Origin of the sequence: Streptomyces sp. TLI_053, assembly GCF_900105395.1 — a bacterium.
Classification (GTDB): domain Bacteria; phylum Actinomycetota; class Actinomycetes; order Streptomycetales; family Streptomycetaceae; genus Kitasatospora.
The window spans coordinates 7,542,786-7,557,740 of record NZ_LT629775.1 but is presented as its reverse complement, the minus strand read 5'-3'; the positions used below and the strand labels follow the sequence as shown (position 1 = coordinate 7,557,740).

The following is a 14,955-nucleotide window of genomic DNA, read 5'->3' as shown; positions in this document are numbered from 1 at the left end:
GGCCGGGCGGATGCCCGGGGCGGACCGTGCGGGAACAACCGATTGGCTTTCGACCGGCCAGGTGCGTAAGGTCGTGTTCACCGACGCGGGGTGGAGCAGCTCGGTAGCTCGCTGGGCTCATAACCCAGAGGTCGCAGGTTCAAATCCTGTCCCCGCTACTCAGTAGCACCGAAGGCCCGGAGGATCCGTCCCCCGGGCCTTCGCCGTTCCCGGACCCGAAAGCCGGCCCCGAGCCGTTCCCCCCGACCGGAGAACCGAGCCCGGCACCCCCGCCCCGAAAGCGATTCGCTTCCACCTCACCCGATGCCGTAAGGTCGTGTTCACCGACGCGGGGTGGAGCAGCTCGGTAGCTCGCTGGGCTCATAACCCAGAGGTCGCAGGTTCAAATCCTGTCCCCGCTACTCAGTAGCACCGAAGGCCCGGAGGATCCGTCCCCCGGGCCTTCGCCGTTCCCGGACCCGAAAACCGGCCCCTCCCACCCTCGCCCCGCAAGCGATTCGCTTCCGCCCCACCCGATGCCGTAAGGTCGTGTTCACCGACGCGGGGTGGAGCAGCTCGGTAGCTCGCTGGGCTCATAACCCAGAGGTCGCAGGTTCAAATCCTGTCCCCGCTACTCAGTAGCACCGAAGGCCCGGAGGATCCGTCCCCCGGGCCTTCGCCGTTCCCGGACCCGAAAACCGGCCCCTCCCACCCGGCAGCACCCGGCAGGGCCTGGCCCCGGTGGCACGTGGTGCGCGAGAGTGGCCCGACCGCTGCCGCGACCGATGGAGCCGCCCGTGACCGTCGCCAGGATCATCCACTACCACCCCGAGTTGCCGGTCGACTTCGATCAGTTGCTGCTCGGCATCCACGCCGACGTCCGCTCCGACCGGATGCTCGACCCGTTCACCCACCGGTTCCACCAGGTCGTCGGCCACTGGACGGCCCGCCCCGGCTTCTCCTGCGTCGTCTCCTACGACGGCCGCGAACCGACCGGCTTCGCCTACGGCGCACCGCTGGCGGCCGGCCGTGAGTGGTGGCGCGGGCTGCTCGCTCCCGCGCCGGACCCCGCCGTGACCTTCGGCCTGTCCGAGCTGATGGTCCGCCCCGCCTGGCGCGGGCAGGGCCTCGCCGGGCGGCTGCACGACGCCCTGCTGGAGGACCGGCCCGAGGACTTGGTGTGCCTGCTGACCGAGTCCGGCCAGCCGCGCGTGCGGGCCCGCTCCGAGGCGTGGGGCTACCGCCCGGTGGGCCCGACCCGGCCCGTCGCCGGCAGTCCCGCGTACACGGTGATGCTGCGGCGACTCCGGCCCGCGCCCCGGGGATCCGGCGAGGAGTACCGTGAAGGAGCAGTCGCACATCCGGACGGTCGGGCGGCCGGCGGGTCCTGAGAAAATGTCCATGCCGTCCTCATGATGTTCAAAGCCGCGCGCCCTACTCTCATCGATCATGGCGATACGAAGCGTCCCCCGGGCAAGAGTGCTGGTGCCGGTCGGCCTCCTCGTGGCGGCGGGGGCGGTGGCCGCGGCGCTGCAGGGGCCGTCCGGCGGTGTGGGCAGCGGGCCGCAGATGTCCGTCGTGGCCGACACGACCTCGACCGCTCCGCCGGCGGTCACCCCGGCCGCCCCCGGGAACGGCCCTGCGGTCACGCCCACCGCCCCGGCCGCACCCACCACCGCCCAACCCACCACCGCGGCAGCAGCCGCCCCCACCGCCTCGCCCGGAGACGCCGTCGCGGCCCTGCACAGCGCCGTCGACCGGGCGGAGGGCGCGGTCTCGGTGGCGGTCACCGATCTGGGCACCGGGCAGTCGCTCAGTTACGGCGGCCCCGGCCACGGCTTCGCCACCGCCAGCATCGTCAAACTCGACATACTGGCCACGCTGCTGCTGCGGACCCAGGACGCGGGCGCCGCCCCGACCGCCGCCCAGCGCGACCTGGCCACCACGATGATCGAGAACAGCGACAACGACTCCGCCACCGGCCTGTGGGAGGAGATCGGCGCGGACCCGGGTCTGGACGCCGCCAACGCGCGCTTCGGCCTGACCGCCACCGAGGCCGGCCAGGACGGCTACTGGGGCCTCACCACGACCACCGCCGACGACCAACTGCGGCTGCTGCGCCAGGTATTCACCGGCGATTCGCTGCTCTCCGCCACCTCCCGCGACTACATCCGGGAACTGCTGGACCAGGTGGAGGAGGACCAGCGCTGGGGTGTCGGCGCGGCGGCGAGCGACGGCGGGTTCGCGGTGAAGAACGGCTGGCTGCCGAGGGACTCGGACGGACTGTGGGTGATCAACAGCATCGGCCGGGTCGAGCGGGACGGGCACGAGCTGCTGATCGCCGTGGTCTCGGACGGGAACACGACCGACACCGACGGCGTGGACCTGGTGGAGTCGGTGGCCCGGGCGGCGGCCGAGGCGGTCACCGGGAGCTGAGGGCCCGTCCCTGAACCGGGGCCCGGCCCGATCGGTCGAGGAACCGCCGCTGGCCGTCCAGGAAGCCGTCCGCGAACAGCGAGCGGGGCGAGAACAGCGCGGTGAGCGCGAGCCTGAGCTCCGACCGCTCGACGGACCGCTCGACCAGCGAGTGGGCCGCGTCCGGGTAGTGCTCGACCGTCAGCGCGCCGCCCGTCTCCAGCGCCTCGCGGTAGCCGCGCTCCGTGTCGGCGGTGTCCACGTTGGTGTCCTGGCCGGCGAGGACCAGCAGCACCGGGACGCCGCGCAGGGCGGGGAGGTCCGGGGTGGCGTCGGCGGTGTGGTTCCTAGAGACGAAGCCCCAGCGGTCGGCGGTCATGCCGTGCGCGTCGCCGCCCATGGCCGCGACGTACTCCTCGAAGCCCGCGTGGCGTGCGAGCAGCGCCCGGACGGTGTCGCTCCTGGCGGTCTCGGCCTCGATCCGGGCGGGCGAGGCACCGTCGGCGCGCAGTTCGGCGAGAAGGTTGTAGCGACCCTGCCGGAGCCAGTTGATCGCGGGCGAGACGGCGACCACGAATCCCACCGGCGTCCTGGCCGCGACCTTCGGCAGCACCCAGCCGGCCTGACTGGCACCCCAGAGCCCGATCCGGTCGCCGTCGACGTCCGGGCGGGCGCGGGCCCAGGCGATCGCGGCGGCCACCTCGTCGGCCCGGTCGTCCATGGACTGGTCGAGCCAGTTGCCGGGGGCACCCCCCACCCCGGGCTTGTCCCAGGAGAGGGACGCGTACCCGGCGGCGGCGTTCGCCTCCCAGATCGGCCTGTAGCCGTCGTCGTGGGTCGCGTCGACGGGACCGTCGCCGTGCACGTACACGACGAGGCCGTGGCGCTCGCGCCCGTCCCTGGGGACGGCGAGCACGGCGTTGAGGACGTGGCCGCCGTGGCGGATCGTGACCCGCCGCTCGTCCAGGTCGTAGGAGTGCTGCCACAGCACCGTGCCGGCGAGGCCGGCGGCCACGAGGACGGCGGCGACGAGCGACCGCACGGCGATGCGGATCCCCCTCCGCCGGGGGCGGGTCTTCGGGCGCACGGAACGGCACCTCCGCTCGGGTTCGAACAGGCCAAATAACTATCGCAGCGAGAACGATCGTAGCGAGTCTGATAGATTTGAGCCCTGGGCACAAGACGACGAGGGGCACGGCATGAGCCGGAACACACCCGACCCCGGCGCCGGAGCGGTGACCGTACGGCGGGGCCTGCCCGCGGGCACCGAACGGCGGGCGGCGGAGCTCTACTGGGAGGCCTTCGGCCGCAAGCTCGGCCCCGCCCTGAACCCGCCGGACAAGGCCGTACCCTTCATCGCCGCCCATCTCGACGCCGACCGGGCCGTCTGCGCCCTGCTCGACGGGCGGCTCGTCGGCCTCGCCGGGTACCGGCACCAGGGGCGCGGCCTCACCGGCGGCTCGGCCCGCGCCGTGCTGCGCGCGTACGGCCACCTGCGCGGGCTGCACCGGCTCCCGCTGCTGGCCCTGTTCGAGCGCAGGCCCGCCCCGGGCCGGCTGCTCATGGACGGGATCGCCGTGGGTCCGGGCCTACGGGGCCGCGGCATCGGGAGCCTGCTCATCGAGGAGGTGGCCGCGGTCGCGGCGGAACACGGCTACCGTGAGATCGCGCTCGACGTGATCGACACCAACCCGCGCGCCCGGGCCCTCTACGAGCGGCTCGGCTTCACGGCCGTACGGACCGAGCGGACGCCGTACCTGCGCGGGCTGCTCGGCTTCGGCGCCGTCACCGCCATGCGCCGCCCCGTCGACCCCGTCGACCCCGTCAACCCCGGAACGGAGGCTCCACGATGAACACCGGAACCGACCGCGTCGAGGTCCCCACCCGGATGCTCGTCCACGCGCTGGTCCGCGAGGACGGCACCGTCGCCACAGGCGAGCTGTACGACGTCGCCACCACCCTGGGCATGACCGACCAGCAGGTGCGCCTGTGCGTCAAACGCCTGGTGGCCGAGGACCGGTTCACCCACGAGGGGCGGGGCCGCAAGGCGGTACTGCGCGCGACCCCGGACACCGTCCGGGCCCTGGCCCCCGACGTGGACTTCCTGCGGCACGCCTTCCGCCAGGACACCGGGGGCGCACCCTGGGACGGCGTCTGGCACCTGGCCGCCTTCGCGGTGCCCGAATCCGCGCGCACCGCCCGGGACACCCTGCGCGAGACGCTCGTCCACCTCGGCGGCGCCCCGCTCCAGGGCGGGCTGTACGTCAGCGCCAACGCCTGGGAACCGTACGTCGAGGAAGCGGCCCACCGCCTGGGCGCCCACGGCGCGCTGACCCTGCTCACCACGACCGACCTGCGCCGGGGCGACACCCGCGAGCCCGCCGAACTCGCCCGGGAGCTCTGGCCCTTGGCGGAGATCGCCGAGCGCTACCACCGGCTCGACCGCGTCACCGGGCCCCGACTCGCCCGGCTCACCGGCCCCGCCGAACTCTCCTCCGCCGAACTCCTGACCATCGCCGTCGAGTTGGCCGCCGAACTCACCCGCGCCATGGACCCCGACCCGCTGCTGCCGCCCGAACTGCTGCCGCAGCCGTGGCCCGGCGCCACGGCCAGGGAGCAGGTCGCCCGCTGCTGGACCGCCCTGTACGCCCGCGACCGGGGCGGAGCCGAGGCCCGTCCGGTGCTCTTCCGCCACTACGCCGACGTCGCCCGGGAGGCGGCCGAGCGGGTCACGGACTGACCGGCCCGCGGCCGTCATTCCGCCTCCGGGACCTCCACGATCAGCAGCGTCCCCCGGCTCCCGGGCCGCACGGCGTGCTCCGCGCGCGCCGGGATCCGGTGCAGCTCCCCCGGCCCGACCGTCACCTCGGCCCCGTCCAGCAGCAGTTCGAGCCGGCCGTCGAGGACGACCAGCACCTCGGCGTTGTCGTGCGACTCCACGGGCAGCGGCCGCCCGTCCATCCGCAGCACCTTCACGGCGGCCGTGCCCACCTGCTCCAGCAGCTGCGACGCCCACGGCGCGGGCAGGGCCGACGCGGCGGCGGACAGGTCGATCGGGTTCACGGCGACGGGGTTCACGGCATACCTCCACGGCGGACCGGACCCGCCGTGGAGGCAGGGCCGGACCGCGCTGTGTTCGTTCGAAGGGGACGTGCTGGACGCTATCCGAGCAGCCGGACCCGTTGGTCGACCGTTTGGTAAAACCTCGCGCCGCCCGCCCTCCCTCACTGGCAGAGGGCCGCGTCGAGCACGCCCTCCAGCTTCCGGGCGGCCGCCTTGTCCGGTGCCTGGACCGTCATCGTCACGGTGGCCGCGCGGCCGTCCGCCGTGACGCCGACCCGGGTCTCGTAGCCGGGGATGCTGCCGCCGTGCCCCCAGTACTCGCCGCCGCAGGACAGCGGGGTGCTCACCAGCCCCAGCCCGTACGCCGACCCCGGCGCGAACGGGTCCCCGGCCGGGGTGGTGGTGCGCATCTCGGCGAGCTGCTCGGGCGGGAGGAGTTCACCGTCCAGCAGTGCCGCGAAGAAGCGGTTCAGCTCGGAGGGGGTGGAGACGAGCTGGCCGGCCGCCCAGGCCCAGGACGGGTCCATGTCGGTGATGTCGACCAGCGGCCCGTCCGCCGACTCGCGGTAGTAGCCGTGCGGATGGGCCCCGCGGACCGTCGCGTCCCCCGGAGCGGGGAAGTAGGTGCGGCGCAGGCCGAGCGGCCGCACGATCCGCCGCTCGATCTCCTGGGCGAGGCTGTGCCGCGTCACCGCCTCCACGACCAGCCCGGCCAGCACGTAATTCGTGTTGCTGTAGGCCCATTTGTGGTCCTCCGGCGCGGCATCGGCCGGGTGGCGGAGGGCGATGTCGAGCAGTTCGCGCGGCTCGTAGCGGCGGACGTCGTCGCCGAGGTGGAGGGTGTAGTTCGGCAGCCCGCTGGTCTGTTGGAGCAACTGCCGGAGGAGGATCCGGTCGCCGTCGATCCCGTCGCCCCGGACGACGCCCGGCAGGTAGCGTTCTACCGGCGCGTCCAGGTCGAGCCCGCCCTCGGCGACGAGTTGGAGCACGACCACGGACGTGAAGGTCTTGGTGTTGCTGCCGACCCGCACCCGCCCGTCCTTCGGCACCTTCGCACCGGTCGCCACGTCGCCGACCCCGGCGGTGTAGCCGCGGGTGCGCCCGTCCAGGTAGCGGACGGTGCCCAGCGCACCCGGTGCGCCCGTCTCCGTGAGCAGCGCGTCCAGCCGCTGCTGGACGGCGTCCGGCCGGGGGCCGGCGGCGGCCGTCGCCGGGGCGGCGGCCGTGGCGGCCAGGACGGCGGCGGTGACGACCAGGGTCGCGGTCTTCCAGCGGCTCATGAACTGCCTCTCGTACGAAGGTGCGTGTGCTCGGTGCGGTTCCACGTGATCACGCGACCGTTCGAGCGGTCGTCAGCTCGCCGGAGGACCGGAGGCGGCCGACCATGATCCCGAAGTCTGGTCCGCGTTCCTCCTCCGGGCTGACACGGCCGACCGCGGCGGAGTGGGAAGTCGGCGCCGTCGACTTCCCACTCCCCTTGTGCCGGGCGACCCGCCCCGGAAGCATGGCCCGCATGATCGACTACGACGGCGAGGCCCGGGCGTACGACGCGACCCGGGGCGGCGAACCGCGGGCGCGGGCGGCGGCGGAGGCGCTGGAGCGGCTGCTCCCGCAGGGGCCCGGCACGGTGCTGGACATCGCCTGCGGGACCGGGATCGTGACGCGGCGGCTGCAACGGCCCGGCCGTGTCGTGCTGGGCGTCGACCGCTCGCCCGGGATGCTCGCCGCGGCCGCCCGGCGGATACCCGGTGGCGCGGTGTGCGGCGACGCGACCCGGCTGCCGTTCGCCTCGGGGAGCGTGGACGCGGTGGTGATGGTCTGGCTGCTGCACCTGCTGCCGGAGGACGCGGCGGACGCCGTCCTGTCCGAGGCCGCCCGGGTGCTGCGGCCCGGCGGGAGGCTGGTGACCACGGTCGACAAGGAGCAGGCGTACTTCACCGAGGACAGCGAAGTAGCCCGGGCGACAGCCGAGTTGCGCGACTCGTACACCCCGCACGCCCCCGACCGCCACGCCCGGATCCGGGACTGGGCGGCGGGCCGCGGCCTGCGCCCCGCCGGGGAGGCGCTGTTCCCCGGCACCGGGCAGGGGCGCGGAGCCCAGAAGTGGCGGGAGGCCATCGACGCGGGCCGCATCCCCTGGTGCAGGCGCGCCGAGCCCGCGCAGGTCGCGGAGGTGGTCCGGCGGCTCGCGGAACTCCCCGACCAGGACACCCCGATCGCCGACCCGCTCTACCGCCTTGTCGCCCTGGAGGCGAGCGGGCCGTCGGTTCCCTGACTGTGCCCGTTCCGTCGCCGCGACAGGAGCCATCGGACGTACGGGTGACCGTGCGGCGGGCAGCGGCTCGGCGCAGGATCGTTCCTGCGGGCGGGCGTCGACAAGCCGCACGACTCGCGCGATCTCCCACCCGGGACACGCACCCGGCGGTTGTTTCCCCAGGTCAGAAGCGATTGCTACGGTGCGCACCGGTTCTCTGTCCGACCTTGTGGAGAGGTTCGCATGGCCCACCGTACGAAGCTGCGCGTCACGATCACCGGCGCCTGCGCCTGCGCCGCGATGCTGATGGCCGGCATCACCCCGCTGACGCTCCCCGCCCAGGCCGTTGGCCACCACGTCTCGGCGGGCCGTACCGCCCAGGAGGACCCCCGGGCCCGACGACAGGTCGAAGGCTTCATCTCCGAGTACCACGACGCCAGCCTCCAGGTGCACCACGAGGGCAAGAACACGATCACCGTCCGGTCGGAGTACCTCACCCCTGAGCTCGACGAGGCCCTCGCCGCCTGGACCGAGGAGCACGGTGTCGACCCGGTCTTCCGGCGGGACGAGGTCGACAAGTACTCGGCCGCCGTCGACGCGGGCAGCGACCTCGCGGGCCACGAGAAGATCGTCCTCACGATGACCTTCGAGGACGGCACCAGCACGGACGTCTGGTACCAGGTCCGCACCGACAACTACCTCATCGACGGGCTCCAGGACCCCACGCCCTGACGGGACCGGGAGGCGGCACCGGGCCGGGCCGGTGCCGCCTCGAACAGCACCGGGACCGACGGCGGTCCGCCCGCCTCCTCAACGCACCGTGGCGGTCGCGGTGGGGTCGGGGCCGGGCGGGGGCGGGCGTGGTGACGGGTGGTGAGGGGTATGCCCAGGCGAGGAGGGCGAGCAGGAGGACGAACGGGAGCAGGGTGCAGAGCGCGGCGCTGCCGGCGGCAGTCGCGGCACGGCGGGACTCAGCGGGCATCGGCGATGGCGAGTTCGGTGAGGTCGAGTTCGGCGAGGTCGACCTCGGCCCAGACGGTCTTGGCGCCGGGATCACGGGGGTCCGTGCCCCAGCGGTCGGCGAGGGTGTCGATCAGGACCAGCCCCCGGCCGGACTGCCCGTCGGAGATGCGCGCCGGCGGGAGCACGGGCAGGCGGTCGCCCCGGCAGTCGGACACCTCGATCCGGAGGGTGGCGCCCCGGCGCACGGTGGTGGTGAGGCACAGGCAGAGTTCGAACCCGCGCCCCGGAACGCGCCCGTGCGTGATGGCGTTCGCCGCCAGCTCGGCGACGATCAGCAGCGCGGAATGGAACGGCTCGCCGAGAGCGGAATCCACTCCCCAGTGAGCGAGTTGGCGTCTGACGATGCGTCGGCAGAGGCACGCGCCCTTCGGCGTCGCGGCGAGGACGACAGTGTGGCGGCGGGGGTTGTCGAGCGGAATTTCGGTCGTCATGGGGAAAAGCCTGACGGCCCGGACGTACGCTGACCACGAATCCGGCGGGCACGGAGCGTGCTTGTACGGACGCGGAGGGTCCGCTTGTTGGCGGAGCCCGGATCAACAGGTCGCAAACTCGTGTGAGCAGGGGTGGTTCCCATGGTGAGTGGCGTCGAGCGCACGGTCTCCGACGACGGCGAGACGGCGGAGAACTCGGACGGGATCGCGGAGTTCTACAGCGCCGTGGGCAAGCTGGTCAAGCTGTTCCGCGAGCGGGCTGGGCTGACGCAGCGCGAACTCGCCGAGCGGATCGGGTACAGCGAGGACATGGTCGGCCTCATCGAGCGGGGCAAGCGCACGCCCAGAATCGAGTTCCTGACGGTGGTGGATCCCATCGTCAACGCGGGTGGGGCGCTGACGGTCGTCGCGGACGACGTGATGAAGGCGAAGGTGCGGGTGAGCGAGCGTCACCCAGCGTTCTCGAAGGCTTTCACGGCGGAGGAAGCCAAGGCGATCGAGATCCACGACTACAGCACGATGGTGATCCCGGGACTGCTCCAGACCGAGGCTTACATCCGGGCGCTCTACGAGATGCGTCGGCCGCTGCTCTCCCCCGAAAAGATCGACGAATGGGTGGAAGCGCGACTGAACCGGCAGCAGATTCTGACCCGTTGGCCCCTCCCGGTAGTGACGTGGGTGATCGATGAAAGCGTCCTTCGTCGCCCGCTGGGTGGCTGGGACGTTCACACCGAGCAGCTCGAACATCTCCTCAAGGTCGGTCAAATGCGCGGCCCTGAGCTCCAGGTGATGCCACTCGACCGACTCACGCACGCCGGGATGGGCGGCTCCTTCATCCTGCTCACGCCTGCCGGACGCTCGCAGATGGGATATGTCGCGGCACAGCACGTCAATCGGTTGGTCACGGACCCGGTCGAGGTACGTAATATGGCCGCACGGTACAGCAGCATCCGGGCCCAGGCCCTGAGCCTGAGGGAGTCCCTGGCCCTGATCGAGCAGATTCTGGGAGAGCGGTAGGCATGGCCGAATTGGCATGGTTCAAGAGCAGCCACAGCACCAATGAGGATGCTGCGTGCGTCGAGATCGCCGAGACGCCCGGCACCGTCCACGTCCGTGACTCCAAGGACAAGAGCGGCCCCCAGCTGGCCTTCGAGCCGGCCGCATGGAAGGCATTCGTCGACTTCGCCGCGAACGCCACCGTCTGAAACACCACCACCCCCACGGCCCGCCGCTTCCCTGCGGCGGGCCGTCGGCGCATCCTGGTCCCATGACCGAGCTGACATGGTTCAAGAGCAGCCACAGCAGCAACGAGGACGCCGCATGCGTCGAAGTCGCCTGGCGCAAGAGCACGTACAGCAGCAACGAAGGCGCACAGTGCGTCGAGGTCGCCGAGACGCCCGGCACCGTCCACCTCCGTGACTCCAAGGACAAGACCGGCCCGCAACTGACCTTCGAGCCGGCCGCATGGAAGGCGTTCATCGACTTCGCCGCGAACGCCGACGTCTGATACAGCGCACCCCGACAAATTCCACCTGTACGACCAGCCGACGGTCCGTCAGGCCTGGTCCGGCTCAGCCACCTTGCGCACGGCGGTGTCCGCCGGCCCGACCGGGCGGCCGTCGGCGGCCAGTACGGTCAGCTCGCGCAGGGGCCGGTCGTCGCGGCGGTCCAGGAGTTCGGAGTGCGGCTCGTCGGGGTCGAAGAAGTGCCGCTCACCCCACTGGCGGAGCGCGACGACCACCGGGAAGAGGTCCTCGCCCTTCGGAGTGAGCACGTACGCCTGGTAGGCGCTGCCGTCGGCGGCGGGTTCCACGGCGAGGATCCCGGCCTCGACCAGCGCGCGCAGCCGGGCACTGAGGATGTTCTTGGCGACACCCAGGCTGCGCTGGAACTCGCCGAACCGGCGGCTGCCGTCGAAGGCGTCGCGGACGATCAGCAGTGACCACCAGTCGCCGATCGCGTCCACCGAGCGCGCCACGGGGCACGAGCTGTCGTCGAACCTGGTCCGCTTCACCATCTCCGGCCTCCTCGGCACCGACCATCACCACATCTGGTTGCAACATGCTACCCCTCCGGCCTATGGTGCGACCATGTCGGTAGCATCATGCAACCAGAATCCCCCGCGGGTCCTGACCCGCCCCCTCACCCTGCTGTTCGCGCTCGCCGCCGGGGCCGCCGTGGCCAACGTGTACGCGGCCCAACCCCTGCTGGTCGCCATCGCCGACGAACTCCACATCGGCCGGGCCGCCGTCGGCGCGGTGGTGACCTGTACGCAGATCGGCTACGGGCTGGGCCTCGTCCTGCTGGTCCCGCTCGGCGACCTGCTCGAACGTCGGCGCCTGGTCACCGTGCAGGCCGTACTGCTCGCCCTCGCCCTGACCGCCGTGGCCACTGCGGGCAGCGCGGCGGCGCTGCTGGCCGGGCTGATGGGCGTGGGCCTGCTCGCCGTGCTCACCCAGGCCCTGGTGGCCTTCGCCTCGGCCCTCGCCCCGGACGGCGAGCGCGGGCGGGTCGTGGGCACCGTGACCAGCGGCGTCGTGCTCGGCATCCTGCTGGCCCGGACCGTCGCCGGGGCGGTCGCCGACCTCGCCGGGTGGCGCGCCGTGTACGCGCTCTCCGCCGTCCTCACTCTCGCCCTCGCCGCCGCCCTGCGCCGCGCCCTCCCCCGAACGGCTCCCCGCGCCGCTCCGCGCGCCCCGGCAAGGTCGGTGGCCGCCGAGTACCGCCGCGCGCTGCGCGAACTCGCCCGACTGCCGCTGCGGGAACCGGTCTTCCGGCGGCGCGGGCTGATCACCCTCCTGGTGTTCGCGTCCTTCAGCACGCTCTGGAGCAGCGTCGCCCTCCCCCTGAGCGAAGCCCCGCTCTCGCTCACCCCAGCCGCCGTCGGAGCCTTCGGCCTGGCCGGCGCGGCCGGTGCGGCGGCCGCGGCTCCGGCGGGCCGGCTCTTCGACCGCGGACTCGGCCAGTGGACGGCGGGCGGTGGCCTCGCCCTGCTCGCCCTCTCCTGGCTGCCGCTCGCGCTCACCCGGCAGTCGCTCTGGGCCCTCGCCCTCGGCGCGGTCCTGCTGGACTTCGCCGTCCAGGCGGTCCACGTCACCAACCAGAGCACCGTGCTCGCCCTGGACCCGGCCGCCGGCGGGCGGCTGATCGGCGGCTACATGGTGTTCTACTCCCTCGGCAGCGCCCTCGGCGCGATCACCTCCACGGCGGCGTACGCGGCGGCCGGCTGGTCCGCCGTCTGCCTGCTCGGCACCGCGTTCAGCCTGCTCGCCCTGCTCGCCTGGGCCCGCGACCTCCGCCCGGCGGGGAACGCGGCCGGGCGCTGAACGACGGGACGCGGCGCCGGTGGTCACCGCCCGTCCCGACAGAACGCAGCTGTACGCGGCCTCGTGCAGGCTCGGCAGACAGCGCGCCCGGCCGCGCGGACCCACCACCTCCTTCCAGGAAAGGCCGGTTCATCACGCGTGACGGGTTGTTGATCAGTAGGCTGGCCAGCCGACTATCAGGTCGTGTTGCTACGACGAGGCGGGGGCTCCGTGTCGGATGCAGTGCTGAATGTCATGATCGGGCTCATCACGAGCGTCGTCAGCGGAGTGTCCGTCTGGGCCTGGAAGCGTGTCAGCACGGCTCGCGTCCTGCATCAGAGGCAGGCGCTGCTCGGTCTGCGGCCCGGCGTGCCGTGCGTCATCATCCTGAACAGCCACTGGCAGATTCCCGCCGTCACCGAGCACAGTGACGTCTACGCGATCATCGACCTCGCGATGCTCGCGGAGGAGTCCGGGTGCGCGTTCTCTCTCGTTGCCGCGGACGCTCCGGAGCTGAACGGGGACCGCACCGAACTCAGTATCGGTGGCCTGGGATCGAACCGGCGCAACGTCGAGTACCTGGCGCGGCACTTGCCCGGTGTGACGGTCGATCGAAGTGGCGACTTCAGCGTCGGCGGTGAGCACTTCCCTCACGAATACGGTCGGACGGACCACGCGTTGGTGGCGAAGTTCACCCCACCGCAGTCCGCACAGCCCGTTCTCATGATCATGGGACAGTCGGCGATCGCCAACCGTGCGGCGGTACACCTGCTCAAACACGACCACAAGCGCCTCGTCAGGGAGGTCGAGTCCCTCGACCGATTCTGTCTCATGCTGCGCGTCGACGCGGCCGACACCTACGGCTACCAGGCCGTCGAGGTCGCCACCGATCTCTCGGGCTCCGCGTTCTGACACAGTCACGCTTCCACAGCGACCGACCTCGGTCGCCGATCGCGTGCCCGGGGGCCGGCCTCGAGTTCGCGGACCTGCGGCCCCAAGAACCCGCAGGTCGCCGACCGGCGCCGGGGATCCGGCACCCGGCCCGCCTGCCCCTAGGGGGCACCCCTCCGTGCCGTCGGGGCTGATCGCCCGCGCCGTAGTCCTCCTGAAGGACCGTCGGTTCGTCGTTCGGAGCGACTGATCGCCGATGGTTCGCTGACAGGCTTTTCCCGAAGCGGACGCACGTCCGCCGGATCGGGAGGAAGCCCCTTGTCACCTCGCACGTCACCTCGCACGTCACGTCGCCTGTCCCGTTCGCTGGCCGCCGCCGCGGTCGCGGCGCTCTTCCTCGGCGCCGCCGTGCCGGCCTCCGCCGACACCTCCGTCTCCGCCTCCGCCCCGGCCGACACCTCCGCGACCGCCGTCGTCGGCGGGCCGCTCCAGCCGCTGCTGAAGGGCATGACGGACGCCGGAGCGGTCTCCGTCATCGCCAAGGTCACCGACGGCCGCCAGGTCTGGACCGGCGGTTCGGGTGTCGCCGAGCAGGGCCGCCGGGCACCCGTCGACCCCGAGGGACGGTTCCGGATCGCCAGCGTCACCAAGACCTTCGTCGCCACCACCGTGCTGCAACTGGTCGGCGAGCACCGGCTCGGCCTGGACGACCCGGTGGCCCGGCACCTGCCGGGGCTGCTGCCCGAGGAGCAGAGCACCATCACGGTCAGGCAGTTGCTCAACCAGCGCACCGGCCTCTTCGACCCCACCAACGACGGCGTCTCGATCATCCCCGACCCGGGCAACGAGTTGGCCTTCCGGACCTGGGCCGCGCTCGGCGGGCTGAACCGGACCTACACCCCGGCCGGGAAGGTGGCGGCCTCCGTCCTCCACGGACCGCTGTTCGCCCCGGGCGAGCGCTGGGACTACTCCAACACCAACTTCGACGTGCTCGGCATGCTCGTGGAGAAGGTCACCGGCCGCCCGTACGGCGAGGAGATCACCCGCCGCATCCTGCGGCCGCTCGGCATGAACCGGAGCTTCCTGCCCGGGACTTCCTCCGGCATCCCCGGCCCGCACGCCCACGGGTACACCGACGGCGTCGACGTCACCGAGCAGAACCCCTCGTGGATCGGCGCCGCGGGCGAGATGATCTCCACCACCGGCGACCTGCTGCGCTTCGGCCGGGCCCTGCTCCAGGACAGGCTGCTGCCGCCCGAGCAGCAGCGCGAGATGACGACGATGCTCGCCACCGGGACCGCCCCCAGCTACGGCATGGGCCTGGCCGGTGTCCGGCTCTCCTGCACCACCGTGCTCGGGCACAACGGCGAAGTCCTGGGCTTCAAGAGCGACTTGTGGGGCACCGCGGACCGGCAGCTCGCCCTCTCCTACGCGCCGGGCGGCGACGCCACCGCCCAGGCCGCCCAGTCGGCAGCGGAGTTCAAGCTCCTCGACGCGGCCTTCTGCGGCGGGAACTGAGGTCGGCGTCCGACGGTCCTCCGCGCCGCACGCGGGCACGGAGGACCGTCGGGCGTGCCCCGCGCGCGGGCAGCGG

The 14,955-nt window shown here is 72.6% G+C and carries 17 protein-coding genes and 3 tRNA genes; 15 read left to right on the top strand and 5 right to left on the bottom strand.

Annotated elements, in window-relative coordinates:
* Nucleotides 1–84: 84 nt before the first annotated feature.
* The 5 genes from BLU95_RS31665 to BLU95_RS31645 all read left to right on the top strand — a co-directional run bounded on the left by BLU95_RS31665 (nucleotide 85) and on the right by BLU95_RS31645 (nucleotide 2,415).
* Nucleotides 85–158 (top strand) — tRNA-Met (locus BLU95_RS31665).
* A 169-nt stretch (nucleotides 159–327) separates the two neighbouring features.
* Nucleotides 328–401: transfer RNA gene (locus BLU95_RS31660), tRNA-Met, on the top strand.
* A 138-nt stretch (nucleotides 402–539) separates the two neighbouring features.
* Nucleotides 540–613, top strand: a tRNA-Met gene (locus tag BLU95_RS31655).
* A gap of 163 nt (nucleotides 614–776) precedes the next feature.
* Nucleotides 777–1,370 (top strand): GNAT family N-acetyltransferase, encoded by a 594-nt coding sequence (locus BLU95_RS31650; RefSeq protein ID WP_231977923.1) that lies wholly within the window; start codon nucleotides 777–779, stop codon nucleotides 1,368–1,370.
* A 58-nt stretch (nucleotides 1,371–1,428) separates the two neighbouring features.
* Complete coding sequence (locus BLU95_RS31645) at nucleotides 1,429–2,415, top strand: serine hydrolase (RefSeq protein ID WP_231977922.1); 987 nt, start codon at nucleotides 1,429–1,431, stop codon at nucleotides 2,413–2,415.
* Here BLU95_RS31645 and BLU95_RS31640 read toward each other — a convergent pair.
* Nucleotides 2,402–3,481 carry an alpha/beta hydrolase family protein gene (locus tag BLU95_RS31640; protein ID WP_093862985.1) on the bottom strand — a complete coding sequence of 360 codons (1,080 nt, stop codon included), beginning with the start codon at nucleotides 3,479–3,481 and terminating at the stop codon, nucleotides 2,402–2,404. The two genes, BLU95_RS31645 and BLU95_RS31640, sit on opposite strands and share 14 nt — an antisense overlap.
* A gap of 112 nt (nucleotides 3,482–3,593) precedes the next feature.
* Here BLU95_RS31640 and BLU95_RS31635 point away from each other — a divergent pair, with 112 nt between their 5' ends.
* Together BLU95_RS31635 and BLU95_RS31630 are read left to right on the top strand one after the other, a co-directional pair.
* Entirely contained in the window at nucleotides 3,594–4,247 is a 654-nt protein-coding gene (locus BLU95_RS31635; RefSeq protein ID WP_093862984.1) for a GNAT family N-acetyltransferase, read from the top strand.
* Nucleotides 4,244–5,134: a PaaX family transcriptional regulator C-terminal domain-containing protein gene (locus tag BLU95_RS31630; RefSeq protein WP_093862983.1), complete on the top strand. Its 891-nt coding sequence runs from the start codon at nucleotides 4,244–4,246 to the stop codon at nucleotides 5,132–5,134. Before BLU95_RS31635 ends, BLU95_RS31630 begins: the two co-directional genes overlap by 4 nt.
* A gap of 14 nt (nucleotides 5,135–5,148) precedes the next feature.
* Here the strand turns inward: BLU95_RS31630 and BLU95_RS31625 are convergent, their stop codons facing one another.
* Nucleotides 5,149–5,472, bottom strand: a complete 324-nt coding sequence (locus tag BLU95_RS31625; protein ID WP_231977921.1) for a cupin domain-containing protein — start codon at nucleotides 5,470–5,472, stop codon at nucleotides 5,149–5,151.
* Between the two features lie 146 nt (nucleotides 5,473–5,618).
* A complete protein-coding gene (locus BLU95_RS31620) occupies nucleotides 5,619–6,737 on the bottom strand; it encodes a serine hydrolase domain-containing protein (protein WP_093862982.1) in 1,119 nt (372 codons plus the stop codon).
* 233 nt (nucleotides 6,738–6,970) lie between these two features.
* Between BLU95_RS31620 and BLU95_RS31615 the strand changes: the two genes are divergently transcribed.
* Nucleotides 6,971–7,732: a class I SAM-dependent methyltransferase gene (locus BLU95_RS31615; protein ID WP_093865262.1), complete on the top strand. Its 762-nt coding sequence runs from the start codon at nucleotides 6,971–6,973 to the stop codon at nucleotides 7,730–7,732.
* A 222-nt stretch (nucleotides 7,733–7,954) separates the two neighbouring features.
* The gene (locus BLU95_RS31610; protein WP_093862981.1) at nucleotides 7,955–8,443 is read left to right on the top strand and encodes a hypothetical protein; all 489 of its coding nucleotides are present in this window, start codon (nucleotides 7,955–7,957) and stop codon (nucleotides 8,441–8,443) included.
* Nucleotides 8,444–8,682: 239 nt separating this feature from the next.
* On the opposite strand, the gene BLU95_RS31605 is transcribed toward BLU95_RS31610, so the two are convergent.
* Nucleotides 8,683–9,165 carry an ATP-binding protein gene (locus tag BLU95_RS31605; RefSeq protein ID WP_093862980.1) on the bottom strand — a complete coding sequence of 161 codons (483 nt, stop codon included), beginning with the start codon at nucleotides 9,163–9,165 and terminating at the stop codon, nucleotides 8,683–8,685.
* A gap of 141 nt (nucleotides 9,166–9,306) precedes the next feature.
* Here BLU95_RS31605 and BLU95_RS31600 point away from each other — a divergent pair, with 141 nt between their 5' ends.
* The 3 genes from BLU95_RS31600 to BLU95_RS31590 all read left to right on the top strand — a co-directional run bounded on the left by BLU95_RS31600 (nucleotide 9,307) and on the right by BLU95_RS31590 (nucleotide 10,672).
* Nucleotides 9,307–10,182 carry a helix-turn-helix domain-containing protein gene (locus tag BLU95_RS31600; RefSeq protein ID WP_093862979.1) on the top strand — a complete coding sequence of 292 codons (876 nt, stop codon included), beginning with the start codon at nucleotides 9,307–9,309 and terminating at the stop codon, nucleotides 10,180–10,182.
* 2 nt (nucleotides 10,183–10,184) lie between these two features.
* Entirely contained in the window at nucleotides 10,185–10,370 is a 186-nt protein-coding gene (locus BLU95_RS31595; RefSeq protein WP_093862978.1) for a DUF397 domain-containing protein, read from the top strand.
* A 62-nt stretch (nucleotides 10,371–10,432) separates the two neighbouring features.
* Complete coding sequence (locus tag BLU95_RS31590; protein ID WP_093862977.1) at nucleotides 10,433–10,672, top strand: DUF397 domain-containing protein; 240 nt, start codon at nucleotides 10,433–10,435, stop codon at nucleotides 10,670–10,672.
* A 48-nt stretch (nucleotides 10,673–10,720) separates the two neighbouring features.
* Here the strand turns inward: BLU95_RS31590 and BLU95_RS31585 are convergent, their stop codons facing one another.
* On the bottom strand, nucleotides 10,721–11,182 hold the full coding sequence (locus BLU95_RS31585; protein ID WP_093862976.1) for a winged helix-turn-helix transcriptional regulator: 462 nt from the start codon (nucleotides 11,180–11,182) through the stop codon (nucleotides 10,721–10,723).
* A gap of 73 nt (nucleotides 11,183–11,255) precedes the next feature.
* Here BLU95_RS31585 and BLU95_RS31580 point away from each other — a divergent pair, with 73 nt between their 5' ends.
* The 3 genes from BLU95_RS31580 (at nucleotide 11,256) to BLU95_RS31570 (ending at nucleotide 14,879) form a co-directional block, all read left to right on the top strand.
* Nucleotides 11,256–12,491: an MFS transporter gene (locus tag BLU95_RS31580; RefSeq protein ID WP_093862975.1), complete on the top strand. Its 1,236-nt coding sequence runs from the start codon at nucleotides 11,256–11,258 to the stop codon at nucleotides 12,489–12,491.
* Between the two features lie 210 nt (nucleotides 12,492–12,701).
* The gene (locus tag BLU95_RS31575) at nucleotides 12,702–13,382 is read left to right on the top strand and encodes a hypothetical protein (RefSeq protein WP_093862974.1); all 681 of its coding nucleotides are present in this window, start codon (nucleotides 12,702–12,704) and stop codon (nucleotides 13,380–13,382) included.
* Between the two features lie 297 nt (nucleotides 13,383–13,679).
* Nucleotides 13,680–14,879: a serine hydrolase domain-containing protein gene (locus tag BLU95_RS31570; RefSeq protein WP_159425058.1), complete on the top strand. Its 1,200-nt coding sequence runs from the start codon at nucleotides 13,680–13,682 to the stop codon at nucleotides 14,877–14,879.
* The last annotated feature ends 76 nt before the right edge of the window (nucleotides 14,880–14,955 follow it).

Excerpts from the sequence above, each read along its gene's own strand:
- BLU95_RS31645 (WP_231977922.1), top strand. The coding sequence starts at position 1,429 with ATGGCGATACGAAGCGTCCCCCGGGCAAGAGTGCTGGTGCCGGTCGGC.
- BLU95_RS31635 (WP_093862984.1), top strand. The coding sequence starts at position 3,594 with ATGAGCCGGAACACACCCGACCCCGGCGCCGGAGCGGTGACCGTACGG.
- BLU95_RS31630 (WP_093862983.1), top strand. The coding sequence starts at position 4,244 with ATGAACACCGGAACCGACCGCGTCGAGGTCCCCACCCGGATGCTCGTC.
- BLU95_RS31620 (WP_093862982.1), bottom strand. The coding sequence starts at position 6,737 with ATGAGCCGCTGGAAGACCGCGACCCTGGTCGTCACCGCCGCCGTCCTG.
- BLU95_RS31615 (WP_093865262.1), top strand. The coding sequence starts at position 6,971 with ATGATCGACTACGACGGCGAGGCCCGGGCGTACGACGCGACCCGGGGC.
- BLU95_RS31610 (WP_093862981.1), top strand. The coding sequence starts at position 7,955 with ATGGCCCACCGTACGAAGCTGCGCGTCACGATCACCGGCGCCTGCGCC.
- BLU95_RS31605 (WP_093862980.1), bottom strand. The coding sequence starts at position 9,165 with ATGACGACCGAAATTCCGCTCGACAACCCCCGCCGCCACACTGTCGTC.
- BLU95_RS31600 (WP_093862979.1), top strand. The coding sequence starts at position 9,307 with ATGGTGAGTGGCGTCGAGCGCACGGTCTCCGACGACGGCGAGACGGCG.
- BLU95_RS31595 (WP_093862978.1), top strand. The coding sequence starts at position 10,185 with ATGGCCGAATTGGCATGGTTCAAGAGCAGCCACAGCACCAATGAGGAT.
- BLU95_RS31590 (WP_093862977.1), top strand. The coding sequence starts at position 10,433 with ATGACCGAGCTGACATGGTTCAAGAGCAGCCACAGCAGCAACGAGGAC.
- BLU95_RS31585 (WP_093862976.1), bottom strand. The coding sequence starts at position 11,182 with ATGGTGAAGCGGACCAGGTTCGACGACAGCTCGTGCCCCGTGGCGCGC.
- BLU95_RS31580 (WP_093862975.1), top strand. The coding sequence starts at position 11,256 with ATGTCGGTAGCATCATGCAACCAGAATCCCCCGCGGGTCCTGACCCGC.